General features: G+C 35.2%; 18 protein-coding genes and 4 pseudogenes. 12 read left to right on the top strand and 10 right to left on the bottom strand.

What is annotated here, in order from left to right; genetic code table 11:
• Positions 1-303 precede the first annotated feature (303 nt).
• From OPR43_RS07035 to OPR43_RS07020, 4 genes are all read right to left on the bottom strand, one after another.
• On the bottom strand, positions 304-1,065 hold the full coding sequence (locus OPR43_RS07035) for a hypothetical protein (RefSeq protein ID WP_265034665.1): 762 nt from the start codon (positions 1,063-1,065) through the stop codon (positions 304-306).
• A 64-nt stretch (positions 1,066-1,129) separates the two neighbouring features.
• Positions 1,130-1,375: a hypothetical protein gene (locus OPR43_RS07030; RefSeq protein WP_265034664.1), complete on the bottom strand. Its 246-nt coding sequence runs from the start codon at positions 1,373-1,375 to the stop codon at positions 1,130-1,132.
• On the bottom strand, positions 1,369-1,512 hold the full coding sequence (locus OPR43_RS07025) for a hypothetical protein (RefSeq protein WP_265034663.1): 144 nt from the start codon (positions 1,510-1,512) through the stop codon (positions 1,369-1,371). The genes OPR43_RS07030 and OPR43_RS07025 overlap by 7 nt, the downstream gene beginning before the upstream one ends.
• A gap of 430 nt (positions 1,513-1,942) precedes the next feature.
• Entirely contained in the window at positions 1,943-2,086 is a 144-nt protein-coding gene (locus OPR43_RS07020; RefSeq protein ID WP_265034662.1) for a hypothetical protein, read from the bottom strand.
• Between OPR43_RS07020 and OPR43_RS07015 the strand changes: the two genes are divergently transcribed.
• On the top strand, positions 2,070-2,261 hold the full coding sequence (locus OPR43_RS07015) for a hypothetical protein (protein ID WP_265034661.1): 192 nt from the start codon (positions 2,070-2,072) through the stop codon (positions 2,259-2,261). The two genes, OPR43_RS07020 and OPR43_RS07015, sit on opposite strands and share 17 nt — an antisense overlap.
• Before the next feature lie 504 nt (positions 2,262-2,765).
• On the opposite strand, the gene mutL is transcribed toward OPR43_RS07015, so the two are convergent.
• Complete coding sequence (gene mutL, locus OPR43_RS07010) at positions 2,766-4,625, bottom strand: DNA mismatch repair endonuclease MutL (RefSeq protein WP_265034660.1); 1,860 nt, start codon at positions 4,623-4,625, stop codon at positions 2,766-2,768.
• A gap of 7 nt (positions 4,626-4,632) precedes the next feature.
• Entirely contained in the window at positions 4,633-5,124 is a 492-nt protein-coding gene (purE, locus tag OPR43_RS07005; RefSeq protein WP_265034659.1) for a 5-(carboxyamino)imidazole ribonucleotide mutase, read from the bottom strand.
• 435 nt (positions 5,125-5,559) lie between these two features.
• On the opposite strand from purE, the gene OPR43_RS07000 reads away from it, so the two are divergent.
• The 9 genes from OPR43_RS07000 (at position 5,560) to OPR43_RS06960 (ending at position 11,411) form a co-directional block, all read left to right on the top strand.
• Entirely contained in the window at positions 5,560-5,856 is a 297-nt protein-coding gene (locus tag OPR43_RS07000) for a helix-turn-helix domain-containing protein (protein WP_010081926.1), read from the top strand.
• 60 nt (positions 5,857-5,916) lie between these two features.
• Complete coding sequence (gene rpoZ / locus OPR43_RS06995) at positions 5,917-6,312, top strand: DNA-directed RNA polymerase subunit omega (RefSeq protein ID WP_265034658.1); 396 nt, start codon at positions 5,917-5,919, stop codon at positions 6,310-6,312.
• A gap of 28 nt (positions 6,313-6,340) precedes the next feature.
• Positions 6,341-6,586, top strand: a complete 246-nt coding sequence (locus tag OPR43_RS06990; protein ID WP_320109922.1) for a monovalent cation/H+ antiporter complex subunit F — start codon at positions 6,341-6,343, stop codon at positions 6,584-6,586.
• Positions 6,587-6,592: 6 nt separating this feature from the next.
• The gene (gene mnhG, locus OPR43_RS06985; RefSeq protein ID WP_265026105.1) at positions 6,593-6,880 is read left to right on the top strand and encodes a monovalent cation/H(+) antiporter subunit G; all 288 of its coding nucleotides are present in this window, start codon (positions 6,593-6,595) and stop codon (positions 6,878-6,880) included.
• 1 nt (position 6,881) lies between these two features.
• Positions 6,882-7,409: a DUF4040 domain-containing protein gene (locus tag OPR43_RS06980; RefSeq protein WP_250294918.1), complete on the top strand. Its 528-nt coding sequence runs from the start codon at positions 6,882-6,884 to the stop codon at positions 7,407-7,409.
• On the top strand, positions 7,402-7,821 hold the full coding sequence (locus OPR43_RS06975) for a Na(+)/H(+) antiporter subunit B (RefSeq protein ID WP_265026104.1): 420 nt from the start codon (positions 7,402-7,404) through the stop codon (positions 7,819-7,821). Before OPR43_RS06980 ends, OPR43_RS06975 begins: the two co-directional genes overlap by 8 nt.
• Complete coding sequence (locus OPR43_RS06970; RefSeq protein ID WP_265026103.1) at positions 7,818-8,144, top strand: cation:proton antiporter subunit C; 327 nt, start codon at positions 7,818-7,820, stop codon at positions 8,142-8,144. The genes OPR43_RS06975 and OPR43_RS06970 overlap by 4 nt, the downstream gene beginning before the upstream one ends.
• Before the next feature lie 123 nt (positions 8,145-8,267).
• Positions 8,268-10,211 (top strand): RNA polymerase sigma factor RpoD, encoded by a 1,944-nt coding sequence (rpoD, locus tag OPR43_RS06965; protein ID WP_265034657.1) that lies wholly within the window; start codon positions 8,268-8,270, stop codon positions 10,209-10,211.
• Positions 10,212-10,430: 219 nt separating this feature from the next.
• Complete coding sequence (locus tag OPR43_RS06960) at positions 10,431-11,411, top strand: SGNH/GDSL hydrolase family protein (protein ID WP_265034656.1); 981 nt, start codon at positions 10,431-10,433, stop codon at positions 11,409-11,411.
• Between the two features lie 70 nt (positions 11,412-11,481).
• Here the strand turns inward: OPR43_RS06960 and OPR43_RS06955 are convergent.
• Positions 11,482-12,376, bottom strand: a pseudogene (locus OPR43_RS06955) (transposase).
• Between the two features lie 288 nt (positions 12,377-12,664).
• On the opposite strand from OPR43_RS06955, the gene OPR43_RS06950 reads away from it, so the two are divergent.
• Positions 12,665-13,216, top strand: coding sequence for an outer membrane beta-barrel protein (locus OPR43_RS06950; protein WP_265034655.1), 552 nt, complete (start codon positions 12,665-12,667; stop codon positions 13,214-13,216).
• 125 nt (positions 13,217-13,341) lie between these two features.
• On the opposite strand, the pseudogene OPR43_RS06945 reads toward OPR43_RS06950, so the two are convergent.
• Positions 13,342-13,575 (bottom strand): annotated as a pseudogene (locus OPR43_RS06945) (hypothetical protein); the annotation flags it as partial.
• A gap of 8 nt (positions 13,576-13,583) precedes the next feature.
• On the opposite strand from OPR43_RS06945, the pseudogene OPR43_RS08560 reads away from it, so the two are divergent.
• Positions 13,584-13,708, top strand: a pseudogene (locus tag OPR43_RS08560) (IS3 family transposase); the annotation flags it as partial.
• Positions 13,709-13,741: 33 nt separating this feature from the next.
• Here OPR43_RS08560 and OPR43_RS06940 read toward each other — a convergent pair.
• Together OPR43_RS06940 and OPR43_RS06935 are read right to left on the bottom strand one after the other, a co-directional pair.
• Positions 13,742-14,676, bottom strand: a pseudogene (locus tag OPR43_RS06940) (transposase).
• Between the two features lie 294 nt (positions 14,677-14,970).
• Positions 14,971-16,374, bottom strand: a complete 1,404-nt coding sequence (locus OPR43_RS06935) for an NAD(P)H-dependent flavin oxidoreductase (RefSeq protein WP_265034654.1) — start codon at positions 16,372-16,374, stop codon at positions 14,971-14,973.
• Between the last annotated feature and the right edge of the window lie 85 nt (positions 16,375-16,459).

Raw genomic sequence — 16,459 nt, 5'->3', positions numbered from 1 at the left:
TTATATCTAAAATACTATAATTTTTAGTAAAATTAGCATAAAGATTACTGCATAGCAAATGGTGTCATGCAAGTAGCTGACACTGGTTCCTTTACGACGGCAGCACTTTCTCCTGTCATCCCAGTGCCCAGACACTGGGATCCAGGAAAGTTTGCTTGTGGGCAAGCAAACTAGCATAGAAAGTAGCTAATTTATGTTAAATTCGATGAGATTGTGGAAAGTCTGGATCCCAGTGTCAAGCACTGGGATGACACCCTTCTTGGTGGAGATTGCTCTTAAATAACAATGCTCGTACAGTTGTGATTAAGCTAATGCATTGTCAATTCTTTTAGAATTGTCCTCAACATTATTTATTACTTGTTCAGCATTAACTTCATCAAAATTAGGAGAAGGCCATTTTGTTTGTACATAAAACACATCATGTATAGTTTTTGCAACAAGAAGAACTCCAGCAAGAGCAAATGCTGCCACTCCCGCATAACATGAGAAAGAGGCATCACATGAAGAGTACATCGCAAAAGCAACACAACTTATTAGAACTGCAAAAACTAACTGATGAAATACATTGGATTTATCGATTTTCCCATACTCGACTAATAATTTTTCAACTTCACTATCCCATACGTATGGTCCATTAATTTTTGTATTAGGATCTGCACCATTTTTTAAGAAAAGCTCTACAATTTCAATATTTCTACTCGATACAGCACGATATAATAGATTTTCCCCTTCATAAGGTTGATTTATATAATCACCAAATTGTCCATTTTTGCTACTCTTGAACTTAGAAAAAAGCTTCTTTAGGTATTCTATATCGTTGCTAAAGGTAGCAGAACCGAAAACAGACTGTAGATCACTAAGAGAGTTAATATCATCATCTAAATCGACATAGTCAAAAGGCCTGGAATCTGGACCGATAAATTGTTCTGAAAGAGAGTCGAATGCAGTTGTTAATTCTCTATAAGTGAAAGACCATTTCTCCTGATGTCTTTCTTTCAATTCCCATTTTTCAGGATTATCACCCTCACTAAAACCTAATATTTTTAAAGCTTCCTTTCTATTCACAATAAATTTCCTACTGAAATATCTTAAGTTAATTATAACCCAAAATTTCAAAAAGCAAAGCTTTTTATATTAAATTGTGCCTATTGCACAATTCCATAACTGTACAAGCATTGTAATTTGATAGACTGGGAAAGGGTGTCATCCCAGTGCCCTGACTACTTGGATCCAGCTGAGTTGGTGAGTATAAAAGTATAGCTTCTACGTCATACCGCCGCGGTATCTCATCCGCTAACAAGCAGCGGGATGACGAAGTTATTATCATGCCGCTGCGAACCGTCATACCGCCGCGGTATCTCTTAGCCGCTAACAAGTAGCGGGATGACGAGGCTTATCGTCATGCCACCGCGAACCGTCATACTGCCGCAGACCGTCATACCGCGATTCATTCGCGGTATCTTTTAGCATAGATCCCGCTAACAAGCAGCGGGATGACGAGCTTATTGTCATACCGCCACGGTATCTCAGCCGCTAACACGTAGGGGAATGACGAATTACTTAACCATCATCTACACCGTCATACCGCCGCGGTATCTCTTAGCCGCTAACAAGTAGCGGGATGACGAGGTTATCGTCATGCCACCGCGAACCGTCATACTGCCGCAGACCGTCATACCGCGATTCATTCGCGGTATCTTTTAGCATAGATCCCGCTAACACGTAGGGGAATGACGAATTACTTAACCATCATCTACACCGTCATACCGCCGCGGTATCTCTTAGCCGCTAACAAGTAGCGGGATGACGAGGTTATCGTCATTCCACCACGAACCGTCATACCGCCGCGGTATCTCTTAGCCGCTAACAAGTAGCGGGATGACGAGGCTTATCGTCATGCCACCGCGAACCGTCATACTGCCGCAGACCGTCATACCGCGATTCATTCGCGGTATCTTTTAGCATAGATCCCGCTAACAAGCAGCGGGATGACGGTTGTCAGGGTGTCATCCCAGTGCCTTGACACATAGCTGTACAAACGTTTTTGGCTTGACTCACCAGTGGGTGTCATGAAAGTAGCTGACACTGGAATCCAGGTTGCTCACAAGCAAACTAGCATAGAAAGTGGTTACAACGTTTTCGATGAGATTGCAGGAAGGCTGGATCCCAGTGTCAAGCACTGGGATGACACCCTACTAGCGGAAGTTACTCTCAAATGTTTGTTCATGTTAGCTATAAATATTAAGAAATTTACCAGATAAAAAAAAGGCAAAAGAAACCCCGTGGTTGGCTAATTACTTACATTATACTTTCAAGTATGGCGTTTTTTTATTCTAAACGCTTAATAACCGCGATTTAGCTGCTTTTAAGCTGCAACTAATCTAAATTATAAACGTTAAGAAATTTACTAAACAGAAAAAAAGGCAAAAGAAACCCTAGGGTAGCTAGTTATTCACTATCCATTTTTTAAGTTGGCGTTTTTTGATGTTTTAAATGCTTTATAAGCGTATTTCAGCTTGTGTAGGTAAAAACCTAGAAATTTGATAAAGACATAAGGTGCACATAGTGCAAAAAATTAAACATGAGACGCCAAATACGTTGAGTTTTTTTGTCATTTAATCTGTACAGAGAAGATAAATAAATAGCTTCAGTTTTCATGATAAGGGGGCTGGCAAAGGGTGTCAAGCAAGTTTTTTCGTTTAATCCGTTTCTATGAGCTACTTGGATGACGAGGAAGGAGCACTTACATATTTATGGCAACCTCATTACCTCCTCTCAAACAGTTTTTCAATATCACTGAGTTTCATTTCTATATAAGTTGGTCTTCCGTGGTTGCATTGCCCGGAATATGGGGTTTTTTCCATTTGCCTCAGCAACTCATTCATCTCCTCTAATCTCATTTTCCTGCCTGCTCTAATTGATCCATGACAAGCGATAGTAGCCAATATTTTGTTCACTTTATCCTCTACTGGCAATGTATCTTCTATTTCCGTTAATCTACCCACTATATTAATTAGCATCTCTTTCACATCTATTGCTCCCAAAATTGCAGGGATTTCTTTTACTATCACTTTATTCTCTGATTTGATTTCAATATCAAAACCCATTTCAAATAACTTATCTTTATAGATTTCAATCATCTCCATTCCAGCTTGATTTTTGATTTCAACCGTTTCAGGAAGAAGTAGTTTTTGTCTTTTTATACTTGATTTTTGTTTTAGGCATTCATATACTAGTCTTTCGTGGGCTGCATGCTGGTCGACTATAATCAATTTGTCTCTTACCTCGGCAATAATGTAAGTATTATAGACCTGACAGCGTGCAAACCCGAGTGGGTGGCTCTCTATCAAATCAACTTGCTCTAACACCTTTTTTTCTAGAACCATAGCCTCCGCTTGTGCTGGGAATTTCTGTATGCCGGTATAATTAAACGATTTTGACTGTTCTGATAAGCCTTTTGCTTTTTCATTTGGAGAGGCAAATTCTTTTATTAGTTGATTTTCAAAAGGACTTGGCCTCCTTTCGTAAAATTCTTTTTGAACATTAGACTTATCAAAAGGATCTGATAATGAACCTTTCACAAAACCCTCTATCGTATTAGTAGCTTTCTGGTCACTAGCTGGAATGACATCAAAGGTGCCTATCCTTCTTGACAACGCTTTAATTAATCCTCTTGTCACTATCTCATATATGAGCTTCTTATTCTGAAACCTTACTTCTGATTTATTTGGATGCACATTTACATCTACTTGATCATAAGGTATCTCTAAATGTAACGCTGCAAAAGGATACCTATCGCTTGGAATAAAATCATGATATGCATACCTAACCGCACCAATAAGTAAATTATCTTTAATTGGCCTTCCATTAACAAACGTATAGATCTGAGTTGACTTACCACGATTGACGGTCGGCTTACAGATGTGTCCCGTAAGTTTAATGCCGTCTTCTTCTTCATTGACCTCCAAAGAATTGCCCTGAAATTCTTCTTCTACTTCACACAATCTATGAAATAACGAAGTCTGCTTAGCGTATTTTAAGAGCTTTTTATTACCTGAAGTGAGAGTAAACCCTATATGATAGTTAATCATTGCTAGGTTATTTACAATATCAACAATGCTTTGAGTTTCTGCTCTTTCGGTTTTTAGAAATTTTAGTCTATTTGGGGTAGCGAAAAACAAATCTCGTACTTCAATATGTGTCCCTTGTGATAAAGAGTAAGGAGTTAGCTCCCCTATTTTCTCTCCACCTTCATAACTTATAGACCATGCTTCACTTGCTTCTCTTGCCTTAGACGATAATTTTATCCTACTTACTGCTGCAATTGAAGGTAGAGCTTCTCCTCTAAAGCCAAGATGCTTGATTTCTATCAACTCACTATCGCTCAATTTTGAAGTAGCATGGCGCATAAACGCAAGTTCTAAATCGTTTTTTTCTACTCCGTTACCATCATCTGTCACAATAATAAGGTTACGCCCACCACTTTCTATTTTGATCTCTATTTCTAAACTTCCAGCATCTATTGCATTTTCCACTAATTCCTTTACTACACTTGCTGGCCTTTCTATCACCTCCCCCGCTGCTATACGGTTTATGGTTTTTGTGTCTAAAAGAATTATTGCCATAGATTTATTATGAAACTGGTTTTTCTTTTACTTCTTTGGTCTGTTTCTCTCTCCACTTTTTTAACCTACCTGCAATTTCACTGTTGGAAATTGACAATATAGATACGGCGGTAATGGCAGCATTATATGCTCCATTTTCTCCTATAGACATGGTTGCAACTGGAACACCCTTTGGCATTTGAACTATAGAGAGTAGACTGTCCAGCCCATTTAATTGTTTACTATGCACAGGAACGCCGATAACTGGTAAACAAGTTAGTGACGCAACCATACCAGGTAAATGAGCTGCACCTCCTGCACCAGCTATAATAACCTTAAAACCTTCTTCTTGTGCAGATTTAGCAAAATTGAAGAGCCTTTCTGGTGTTCTATGTGCAGATATTATGAATATGTCATGTGAAACTTCTAATGCTTTTAACATACCGACGGTATGGATCATAGTGGTGTAATCTGACTCACTCCCCATAATAACAGCAACATCTTTTTTTATTTTTGTCATATTCAACACAATTTTACTTACTAACTAAATAATGTTCCAGCTAAAAAGCAACAAATATTTTAGTTATATTATAAATAGAATATATAGAATTCTCATTAAAATGGAAATTTTAAAAATTTAAATAAATATCTATATTAAGATATAGAGTATAAACTTCTTATGTAAGATAAATTTATAAAATAATTATTTTTGTATTTCAAGCTTTGTAATTTTAGCTTGTTCTTTCTGTAAATGACTTTTTCAGATAGGCTGATAGTAAAATGATAATTTAAAGTTACTAGAAATTTGATTGAAATATTAATATACAATCAACTTAAAGTTTTAAATATTGATATCATATAATTATTGACAAGTTATATGATATTAATATCTTGGTATATTAAATATTATGTTATAATGTTTAATAAAGTTAATTGATATGTGAGTGTAAAAATTATGGAAATAATATCGTTAAATAACTTAGACAGTGCAGGAATAAAAACAAAGTTGCTTTATATAATAAATAAAATTATAGAAAAAAATGCTTGGACTCAGGCTTTTGCAGCTGAGAAACTTGGTATTGATCAGCCAAAGGTATCGCAAATTAAAAATGGTAAAATAGATGGTTTTTCTTTAGAGCGATTGTTAGGATTCCTAAAAAAACTTGATCATGAAATAACAATCACGATGACAGAAAGCCAAGAAATAAAATCTGAGGCAGAAAAAGTAAAACATGAAGTTGAATCGCAATAGATACAAAGTTGACAACTTGTTTTTTGTGATATAGTATAAAACTTATTAAGGTAGTATCTTATGGCTGAGTCTATTGTAGAAAAGTGTACAGAACAGGTAAGTAACCGTTTCAAATTGGTTCTATTGGCAAGTCAAAGAACACATGATTTAAATACAGGGGCAAGTAATCCAGTTCAAACAGCTCAGTTTAAAGACCATAAGAACACCATAGTTTCCTTACATGAAATAGCAGAAAAACAGGTGGATACTCATGACCTATTTAACCTTTTGGTAGGTAGATGCAAGGAGTACATGAAAGGAAATATGAATAATGTTTACAGCAGTAATACAAGTAAGCTAGCGAATTTATTAAATTTTTCTGATAACACAGATCTTGATGTAAGTCAAGAAAGCCAAGATTATGAAGTGGATGGTGAAATAAATGATCAAGATGGCGATGAAGAAGTATCTGTTTAGAAATCTACTGAAGTTACATAGTCTTTAAATGATTCACATTGCTATCTATACACTGTTGTTCTGTATGAGTGTAATGTTGTGTCGCATAGTCTCTAAGTCAAGTGATGTGTACAATAAGGTTTTAGCGTTCAATAATTTCTCAACGCAAGTAGTTGTACTCATAACAGCAATATCAATCATTCTGAATAATTTTTTTTTAATTGATATAGCATTGTTGTATGCTAGCGTTAGCTTTATATCAACTATAGCACTAATGAGATTAATGTTGTTTTAATAATTTATGATAGGATCCGTTCTTATATTTTTAGGCATTTGTTTAGTAATCATTTCAAGTGTGGGAGTAATTAGATTTCCTGATTTCTATACTAGGTTACATGCAGCAGGTATTACAGATTCTAGCGGTGCAACGTTATTGTTAATTGGTTTTGCTTTGCAGAATGGATTTTCAATCAATACTGTTAAAATAATATTATTAATTCTTATAATATGGGTAGCTAGCTCAACTAATGGCTATATTTTAGCGCGCACTTATTATAAAGTTAAGAAAAAAACTGTTAAAGAAGGTTAAGGTGTTAGAAATATTAAATGTAGTGCTACTTTTGTTGTTACTAACAGTTACGGTTTTTATAGTCTTCTCGCGACATTTAGTCGTAAGTGCTGTTCTAATGTGTGTATTTAGTTCACTTATTGCGCTTATATACTTAATTATGAATGCACCTGATGTTGCAATTACTGAAGCTTCTGTTGGTGCGGGGCTCAGTACGGTTTTTACGTTTGCAGCACTCTCCTTGATAAAGAATCATAAAGTAAATCTATCTCATAACCCTATAACGCTTTTTTTTATGTTATTTCTGGCTGTATGTTTGTCATATTTTATGATTCAATTGCCAGATTTTGGCAGCCACAATGCTCCGATCCACTTGCATGTTGCTCCTTATTATGTGGAAAATACCGAAAAAGCTACCGGTATTCCTAATATAGTGACAGCTGTTTTGGCAAGCTTTCGTGGTTATGACACGTTTGGAGAAACTATAGTAGTTTTTACTGCTGCGCTTTGTATAACGTTGATATTAAAAGAAGAAAAAGAAAATGATTAAAGATCCGATATTAAATGCAGTAACATTTTTGATGATACCTTTTATCATTTTATTTGGTTTATACATACAATTTCACGGTGATTACACTCCGGGTGGAGGTTTTCAAGCAGGAATAATTATTGCCTCCGGGATAATATTATATTCAATGCTATTTGGTGTATCTACAACTCTAAAAGCAATACCTTATTCTGTGATTAGATTGACTAACGTGTTAGGTATTTTAATTTATGGAGGAACGGGCGTTGCAACAACTTTACTTGGCCAAAGTTTTTTATCTTACGATATCTTGTCAGCCAATAATAGAACCGGTCAAAAATTGGGTATTTTTTTTGTGGAATTAGGTGTAGCATTTACTGTCTGCTCCTCTATGTTAATTATATATATAAATTTTGCTCGTAGGAAAAAACAATGACTTTATATAATTATACAATTATTATTATATTAATGGTGCTAGGTTTATATATTATTATAAACGATAAAAATTTAATCAAGAAAATGATAGGAGTAAGTGTCTTCCAAGCATCTGTTTTGTTGTTTTACATATCTCTAGGGTATATAAAAAGTTCCTTGCCTCCTATATTGGTTTCAAATTTTTATTCATATAGCAATCCTATACCCCATGTTTTAATGCTTACTGCTATAGTGGTTGGAATTGCAACATTTTCAGTTGGATTGTCCATAGCAGTAAAAATAGAAGAAAAGTATGGAACAATTGATCAAGACAAGTGTACATAAATTAACAGTATCTTAAACTATATGAAGTAACAAATAGCCACAAGTTAAAAGTAAAATTATAGACTTGCTCGTTGTAAGTTTGTTTGTTAATAAGGAATGAAATTATAAACTATAAAGGTAATGATGTCAACTATTAATGATGCAGAAGATAAGAAAAAAATTATCAGAGATCTTGTAACTAAAAGTATAAAAAAAGGTGGTTTTGTCACCTTTGATGATATAAATGATAAATTATCAGATGAAAATTTTTCGTCTGACTTTATAGATGATGCTATATCTTTATTGCAGGACTCCGGAATTAATGTGCTTGAAAGTAGCGAAGATGAAGAAGATGTTCCTTCCAACAGTGATGATAGTAAACTTGATGATGATGACACATCGCCAAATGTTACTGCAACTTTAGTACAAAATGATGATCCAGTAAGGATTTATTTACAAGACATGAGCTCTGTAAAGCTTTTGTCAAGGGCAGATGAAATCGAGATAGCAAAAAAAATTGAATCTGAAAAGCATAACATGTTACGCGCAATAATTGAAACATCAGTAACATTAAAGGTGATAAAAGTATGGCGTGATGATTTAAGTAGTGGAGCTCTCTTACTGAGAGAAATTATAGATCTGGATGCAATTTATAACTCTGATTTTAATGTGGTACCCAAAGAAGAGAGTGAAGAAAGTGCTGAAGATGTTGAGGATTCTGAGGATGTTTCTGAAGATGCTGAGTATTGTAGTGATGATGAGAAAGATAGTAAAAAAAGTGATGATGAGAAAGACGGTGATAATGAAGATATAAGTTCAGTCAATTTAAATGTTTCTATTCTTGAAATGGAAAGTGACTTATTGCCAAAGGTCATAGTTGCATTGGATGAGATAATTACTTTAACAAATGAAGCGTTGATATTAAGAAAAAATTCTAAAAATTTCTCTAATGAGCTAGAAATTTTGTATAATCAAATATGGTCTATGGCATTACAAATTAAGTTAAGTGATGCTGCTGTTGCCAGAATTACACAAGAACTTTATAAGATAAATAGATCCATCACGCTTGATGAGGCTAATCTTATTGCTGAGGCTAGAAAATACGATATCAATAGAGAAAGTTTCTATAAAGTTTATGATGACGTGCTTTTAAAGCACGAGTTGAAAGAGATAAGTCTTTTAAAGATCAATGAAAATCAGTCCTCTTTTACAGGTGAATTAAAAAACAAATTTTTAAGGTTTATAGACGATAACTCTGAACATATAGCTAGTACTTTGAACGGTATTAAGCAGCATATACAGGAAGATAACGTGCAAGAATTTAAGGAGCTAATCAGGAGAATACAAAAACACGAACGAGAAGTCTCTGAAGCAAAGCAAGAGATGATTAAGGCTAACTTAAGGCTAGTAGTTTCCATTGCTAAGAAGTATTCAAAAAGAGGCCTTGATCTGCTTGATTTGATACAAGAAGGCAATATTGGTCTTATGAAAGCCGTGGATAAGTTTGATTACAAACGTGGATATAAATTTTCAACTTATGGCACTTGGTGGGTAAGACAATCGATCACTAGGGCAATACCTGAGCAGTCTAAAGTAGTTAGAATACCAGTTCATATGGTGGAAATTATCAGTAAAATCAACAGAGCATTAAGAAAGATGACTCATGAGATGGGGAGAGAGCCGACGTTAGAGGAATTGAGTGTAGAACTGACAATGCCACTGGAAAGAATACGCAAAGTTATGAAAATAGCAAGGGATCCAGTAAGTCTTGAAGCTCCAACAGGAAAAGATGATAGTAGTACCTTCGGTGATTGTATAGAAGATAAGCGAGTCTCCAGACCAGAGGATGCTGCAATACTTGCTGACTTGCGTGGCATTACAACCAATGTTCTTGCAACTTTAACACCAAAGGAAGAAAGAATTCTAAGAATGCGTTTTGGCCTTGGTAAAGATGGGAAGGAGCATACCTTAGAAGAAGTAGGAAAAATTTTTAATGTAACACGTGAGAGAATTAGGCAAATAGAGGCAAAAGCACTGCGCAAGTTGAAACATCCAAGCCGCGCTAGAAAACTTAGAGGGTTCTTTTAAGTATACGTGTCAAGTTAAGAAGAAGCTGATTTTGCCCGGAAAAAGTGGAGAAAAAGTCAGAGCGTTTTTAAAATAAAACGTTTTTTCAAAAAGGTATGATATGAAGGAAATACACAATAAAGTTTAAAATGGGGGTTGTAAAAAAGTTGCACCGCTATTTTTCTTTTTTTACGAGCCTCATAAAACAACATGATAGGATACTAATCTACGGTAAATATTATGACAAACAAAAATGACAATTCTAATTCAAAGTATAGAAATTTTTATGTTCTGGGTGATAGTTTATCTGATAATGGCGCAATTATTGGAATTTTAAATAATTTATCCTTTGCAAAAAGCGTAAAGTTTGGTGACCCTTTTTATCAAGGAGGATCTTTTAGCGATGGCCCTACTGCTGTTGAATATGTAGCAAAATATTTAGATTTAGACGAATTTAAACCTGGGTGGAGTTATTCATTTTTTGGTAGATGCCACGAACAGCAAGGTCAAAACTATGCAGTTTCATGTGCAACAGCATCTGAAATTTTTGACCCTATTTTTTCTTATTTCTTCAATAAATTTCGTTTAGCTAACCAGCTAGATGCGGTAATTAAACATCATCCAGATATAGGTAAAGAAGATTTATTTTGCATCATAATCGGCGGAAATGATGTTATGATTGCCACTGCTTATGACGATACTAAAGCGGAAGAAGTGTTGGAACAAGCAGTGAGTGAAATATGTAATGCACTTAAGGTTCTAAATGAACATGGTGTTAAGCATGTAGTTGTTGCAAACGCACCTGAAGTTGGCTCAATACCAGCTTTTAATAGAGATGAAGAAGCAAGGGAACTAGCTACGAAGCTCACAGAGAGTTTCAATGCAAAATTGGCTAATGGCTTAGATTATATGAAGAAAAGTACAAATCTTGAAATAAAAGCATTTGATCTTAACTCTAAAATGAAAAGTATGCTTGGCGAATACAAGAGCAAAGGTTTAAATTGTCAAGATGCATGCACATCGAACATTGCAGACCAAATTGGGAGATTTAAAGAAAATATAAAAATACTCTTAAAGTTGATATTTAAAGGGGAACTTGACGTTCACTATAACCCTGAGTGTAGCAAAGAAACACTAAAGGATTACTTCTTTTTTGATTATTTCCATCCAACTGCAGAACTTCATCATGAAGTTGGTAATGAAATGTATGAGTTGATTTGACACAGTTTTTTTGAACATATCCTTTTAAATAGTAACCGTTCACTCAATGGCGTCAACTTAAGAACTTTCATTAGCAAACTCTCCTAAAGACATGATGGCGTTTGGGCTTATCTACCTTATTGCGGCTGTCCTGGTCGGATTTTAACTTTAGCGCGTATACTTGCTCTATCAAAAAGGGCTTGAAAGTTTTTTGGCGCAATAAGTACCTGATAGAGTTTCTGCCTCATTACACCAAATAAAACTGAAAAATTTATCAGCAATTTTATCTGGATTCCAAGGCCCTTGTGATATGAAGCGACAATATATTACACATGACTAAGTTTGCCCAAAATTCTTGTAATACAGCCTCTAAATTTACGCCAGAAAAATTCTCTAACTCTGCACCTATTTTGAGTCGTTTATAGCACTCTTCTATATGCCACCTTAACACATAAGCTTTGCTCCAAAGTCTCGGTCAAAAACTCTGTTTCCCCATTGGCTAATGTAAGCACTATTACTCTTACTTTTTGGCTTTTCGTTTTATTTTCTAGCACAAAATCTAATTCACCAGATGAACCATAGCTTGCTATAATTTCTTTTTTGCAAGCGAAAAATAAAGTCTACTTTCAATTCATAATGCTGCTGAATAAATTTTAATGAAGACGGTCGTAGATAAATAATTTGATTTAATGAACGCATTTGAGTAACGACTTCAGGTTTCTGCTAACGTTTGCTCAATAGGCTGTTTGGATGCTTAAATTCTTTAAAACCTGTATTTATATCTTGCTTTAGAAAAAGCTTGCTTTGAGGGTGGAACTTAATGAGCTCACATTCTATTCCTAAACTTTTCTTAATTAACTTTAAAATCATAGAAAATACTGTCGTAAAAGCTTGTTCGTGTAAAACTCAACACAATGGATTCTCTGAAAAGCTTTCGAGTATATTATATTTTTAATTTGTAGAATAAGATTTTTTCCTTTTTGCATGTTTCACCTAAAAAGGACATATTTTAGACTTCTTTGTTGAAATAAAACAGAAACAAAAGTGCTGTTTATTGCAGCTTTTGGGTAATTTAATGGTAAAAAATTTAGAGAGAAGTTTTATACACAATCACTGATATTTTCCCTTAAGTTGACGCCATTGGCTGAACGGATACATCCGAGTAGCACATCCTTTACTTTGTGGGTATACTTTTTTTTGACATGTAGTTATATCTTTTTTAATACAAAGCATATATACTTATGCATTATATATTTTTTTGTATGAGGAGTTATATGAAAATAAAGAGATTGTGCGTTTTGGCTGTGTTGCTTACTTCATCTTTAGCAGGTGCAGCTAGTAATAGTGCAAGTAAGTCAGAAGATCAGTACTATGCAGGTTTAAACTTTGGTGCCGGATGGGGTGGCGGCTTAAAAATAAAACCTAGCGTTGTTTTTGGTTATCATTATGACAAAAACTCTAAGTTTGAACTTGAGGTTCTCACTGACATAAGTGATATAGCTGATAAAGAAAAAAGGAAAATAGGGGCTAGCTTATTGGCAAATTATCGTTATTATCCTGACCTTGATATTGATCCCGTTAAGCTATATGTCAGTGGAGGCTTAGGAGGATACCTACAAGTAATGCCTTTTAGCTTTGGTGAAGGTGAGGTAGTAGATAAAATACTGGGTTCTATTTCCTATAAACTGAAGGTTGGTGTTGATTATGAAATTACTCCACAGATAGTTGGTGCAGTTGGTATTACTGCAGGTGGACAACTAAGCGGTATAAAAGCATTACAAATACCAGATGCAACTCTGGAGGTAGGAATACGTTATAATTTTTAATGCTGCTAAATTGTAATTTAGTTCATAAAGGTAGAGACAATATTGAGGATGAAATAAACATCATTAAAAAAATCTGGAAATATATGAGATACTTTTCGAATATGGTTTTGAACGCTAACTATAGATTAGAAAAATAACAAGAAGAAGGGTAAACTCCAGTATTTGTAACCGTTCACGGATTGTGAGAATGAATAAAGAACTAGGTCCAAAGCGTGATGGTATGGATTTAGTATAAATAATACAGGATGCTTGTGTCCACTGGTTACATATAAATTCATAAGGTTTTGAGAGTTTTGAGTCTTTTTGCATAATATAACAAAGTTGTAAAGGTGATCTTTAAGTTGCTTATGTGATTGGTATACCTAAGCACTCCGTTCAACAAGCTAGAACTGCCATATTTGAATACATAGAAATTTTTACAATAAATAGCGTAGGCATTCTGCTATTAATTATTGCATTCCTGAACATTTTGATTCATCGTTCTTTTTGTAAAAAATTTTCTTAACTTTCTCTCTACTTTTTCTCCTATGATTGTTGTCCAATAAAAAATTCAAATTTTGTGAAATCTTTAAAAACCCAGTCATTTTTAAGAGTATAGAAAATAGTTGTAAGAAATTTCCTGGCAGTAGCAATAATAGCCTTAGCAGAACCACGCTTTTTTTTTACATAAGCTGTTCAGATAAGCGTATAGCAACCCAAGTACACTGCACTAAAGAATATCACGTTTGTTCCGATCGTGCACTGTTGATTAGATTTGTGGCACAATTCCAAAATATGCAGTAAGTTTCTCAGGCCTATGAAAATCATTAATGTCTCCAATTGTTGCAATAAAAATAGCTGCAGAAATTGGGCCAATTCCTTTTATGCTGATAAGGTTCAGGAAGCTGTTTGGCAAAAGCTATAATTTCCTTCTCAAGTTTTTTAAGACTTTCCCGAATAGCTTCCAAATGATAGCTAATTACTTCAATTTCAACCTTTTCTAAAGGATCCCAAGTATACTTTCCAATAGCACCCACCTTAGTTGTAAGTGCTTCCTTTTTAATTTTTATCCCATGGTAATTAAAAAGACCATGCATTTTATTGATTAAAGATACCCGTAACTGGTCTCTTGTTTGAAGAAGAGAAGCTAACTGCTTGCATTGTTTGCTTTGCTTCAGGCAACATACCTTTGCTTAGAAAAAAAGCAATAGCTCGCGCATCGTGCTTGTCCGTTTTGTTCACAGAGCGACGAACAACTTCAAACTGTCCAGGAGACCACGCGCTTAACATAAGGTGACACTGCGTCATAAAAAAAACAGCTATTGCCTGTTAGCTATTTCATCTGTTTCTTGAAGATTTCTGATAAAATTATTTAAGTCTTTTAAGCGAAACGTTTGAATATACTCCGATTTTCCTTCTTGCAAGTAACAAACAGTAAAACTATTGGTATAATGCCTATGTGACGCATATTTTTCCTCCAATTGCACATTTCAATATATCAGAGTACTGGTTGGTCCAAACTCCTATACGAGGTCATCACATTTTGTGAGCCTCACCGGTGGCAGAATCTGAGTAACGAGGTCTTCTTTCATATACTTTATACAAGAACACTCAGAAAAAGTGCCAACCTGCCACCTATCCACTCTGAGAAGTGATTATCTTCTCTTGCTTCCAACCAAGCAATACCTAATTCATACCTTCTGGGTAAGGTCAGTAGGTGGTAAAATATAAACATTTTATAAAGTGAAAAATGGACTTTTCAGGCCACTGCTGACTCAATACCCAGTCAATATCCTTTTTACCAGTTCTTTTACTGTCGGTACATAGCCATTCTCATAAAACGGATCTTGCTTGAATTTATATACATTATGTCCGGAAAACATGAGTTCATTTTCAATACCGCCGTCATGTATAATGTTTTGCAATGTTTTTTGTATACAAAAACACCCTGGATCTGGTTTTTGCCCTGTTGAATGGTCGCCATGATCTTTCCAATTGCTAAACAGGCAATGGCTCAAACATCCCATGCAATTGATTTGATCTTGTCTTATCTCTGCAAATTTGTCTGGCGTCACAAAAATAACAGTTGAATCTGGGGTTTTCATTGCTTCTGTGTACCCTGCTTTAGTCCATGTATTTGCCAGTTCTTTGTCTTTTGCAGTAAGGTAAATCTTCCTACCTCTGCTACCCATTGCAAATTCACTATTGAATTCCTTGCTGGCATTTTCTGAAAACTTTATTTGACGTGAATTCCGTTCCTGCAACTCACGTATGAAGTTATTTTCTACTGCAGATGAGTAAAATCCTGTTGGACTGAATTTATTTAAAAATACGTCACCTTCTTCTAAAGTGAGTAGCTTCTTTTTCCACTCTGCAGAAATTGGGCTTTCTTTCGTCAAAAGTGGACGAGTGCCAAACTGAAAAGCTATTGGTCCAATTTGCAGATTGTCAAACCAATGTTCCCAATCTTTCAAATGCCACACTCCTCCTGCCATAACAATTGGTGTTTCTGAAAGACCGATCTCGTTCATAAAAGATCTAAGCTCTGCAACTCTTTTAAATGGAGCCTGTGGTAGCTCTGGGTCTTCACTGTTACTCAGTCCATTGTGACCACCAGCAAGCCATGGATCCTCATAAACTACTCCACCTAGCCAATAAGAAGATATTTTTTGGTAAGCACGTTTCCATAATGCTTTAAAAGCACGCACCGATGAGATAATAGGGTAATAATAAACCTGATATTTAGCTGCAATTTCTCCAAGCCTATAAGGCATACCAGCACCGCAGGTAATACCATGAATCAAACCTTTCGCTCCTCCTAATATGCCATGAAGCACGCGTTCTGCTGTTCCCATCTCCCAAAGCACATTCATATGTACTCTTCCACGGCCTTTTGATATTTCATTCGCTATTTTTGCCTGACTGATTCCAGCTTTAATACTATACTCAATCAATTCACTGTGTTTTTCATTTCTTGTTTTGCCTTTGTAAATCAGCGGCACTAACTCACCATTATCATCAATAAGCTTAGCATTTGCACCAGAAAACGTACCCACAGCATCTGCTGCAGCAAATGCTCCGCTTGATCTCCCATCACTAACTGCAATGCCTTTGCCACCCTCGATGATTGGCCACACTTCCTTTCCTGAAACTACTATCTTTTTTATCTTATTTTTCAAAGCTTCCTCTTAATCTTTCACTCTATTTTACTTAATTACGAAAAAAATAATAGCTGTTTATTTTTTCTTGTGTCATTAAAGCTTC

The organism is Wolbachia endosymbiont (group A) of Apoderus coryli (assembly GCF_947251615.1).
In the GTDB taxonomy this organism is placed as follows: Bacteria; Pseudomonadota; Alphaproteobacteria; order Rickettsiales; family Anaplasmataceae; genus Wolbachia.
This window is presented reverse-complemented; position numbering and strand designations above follow the sequence as displayed.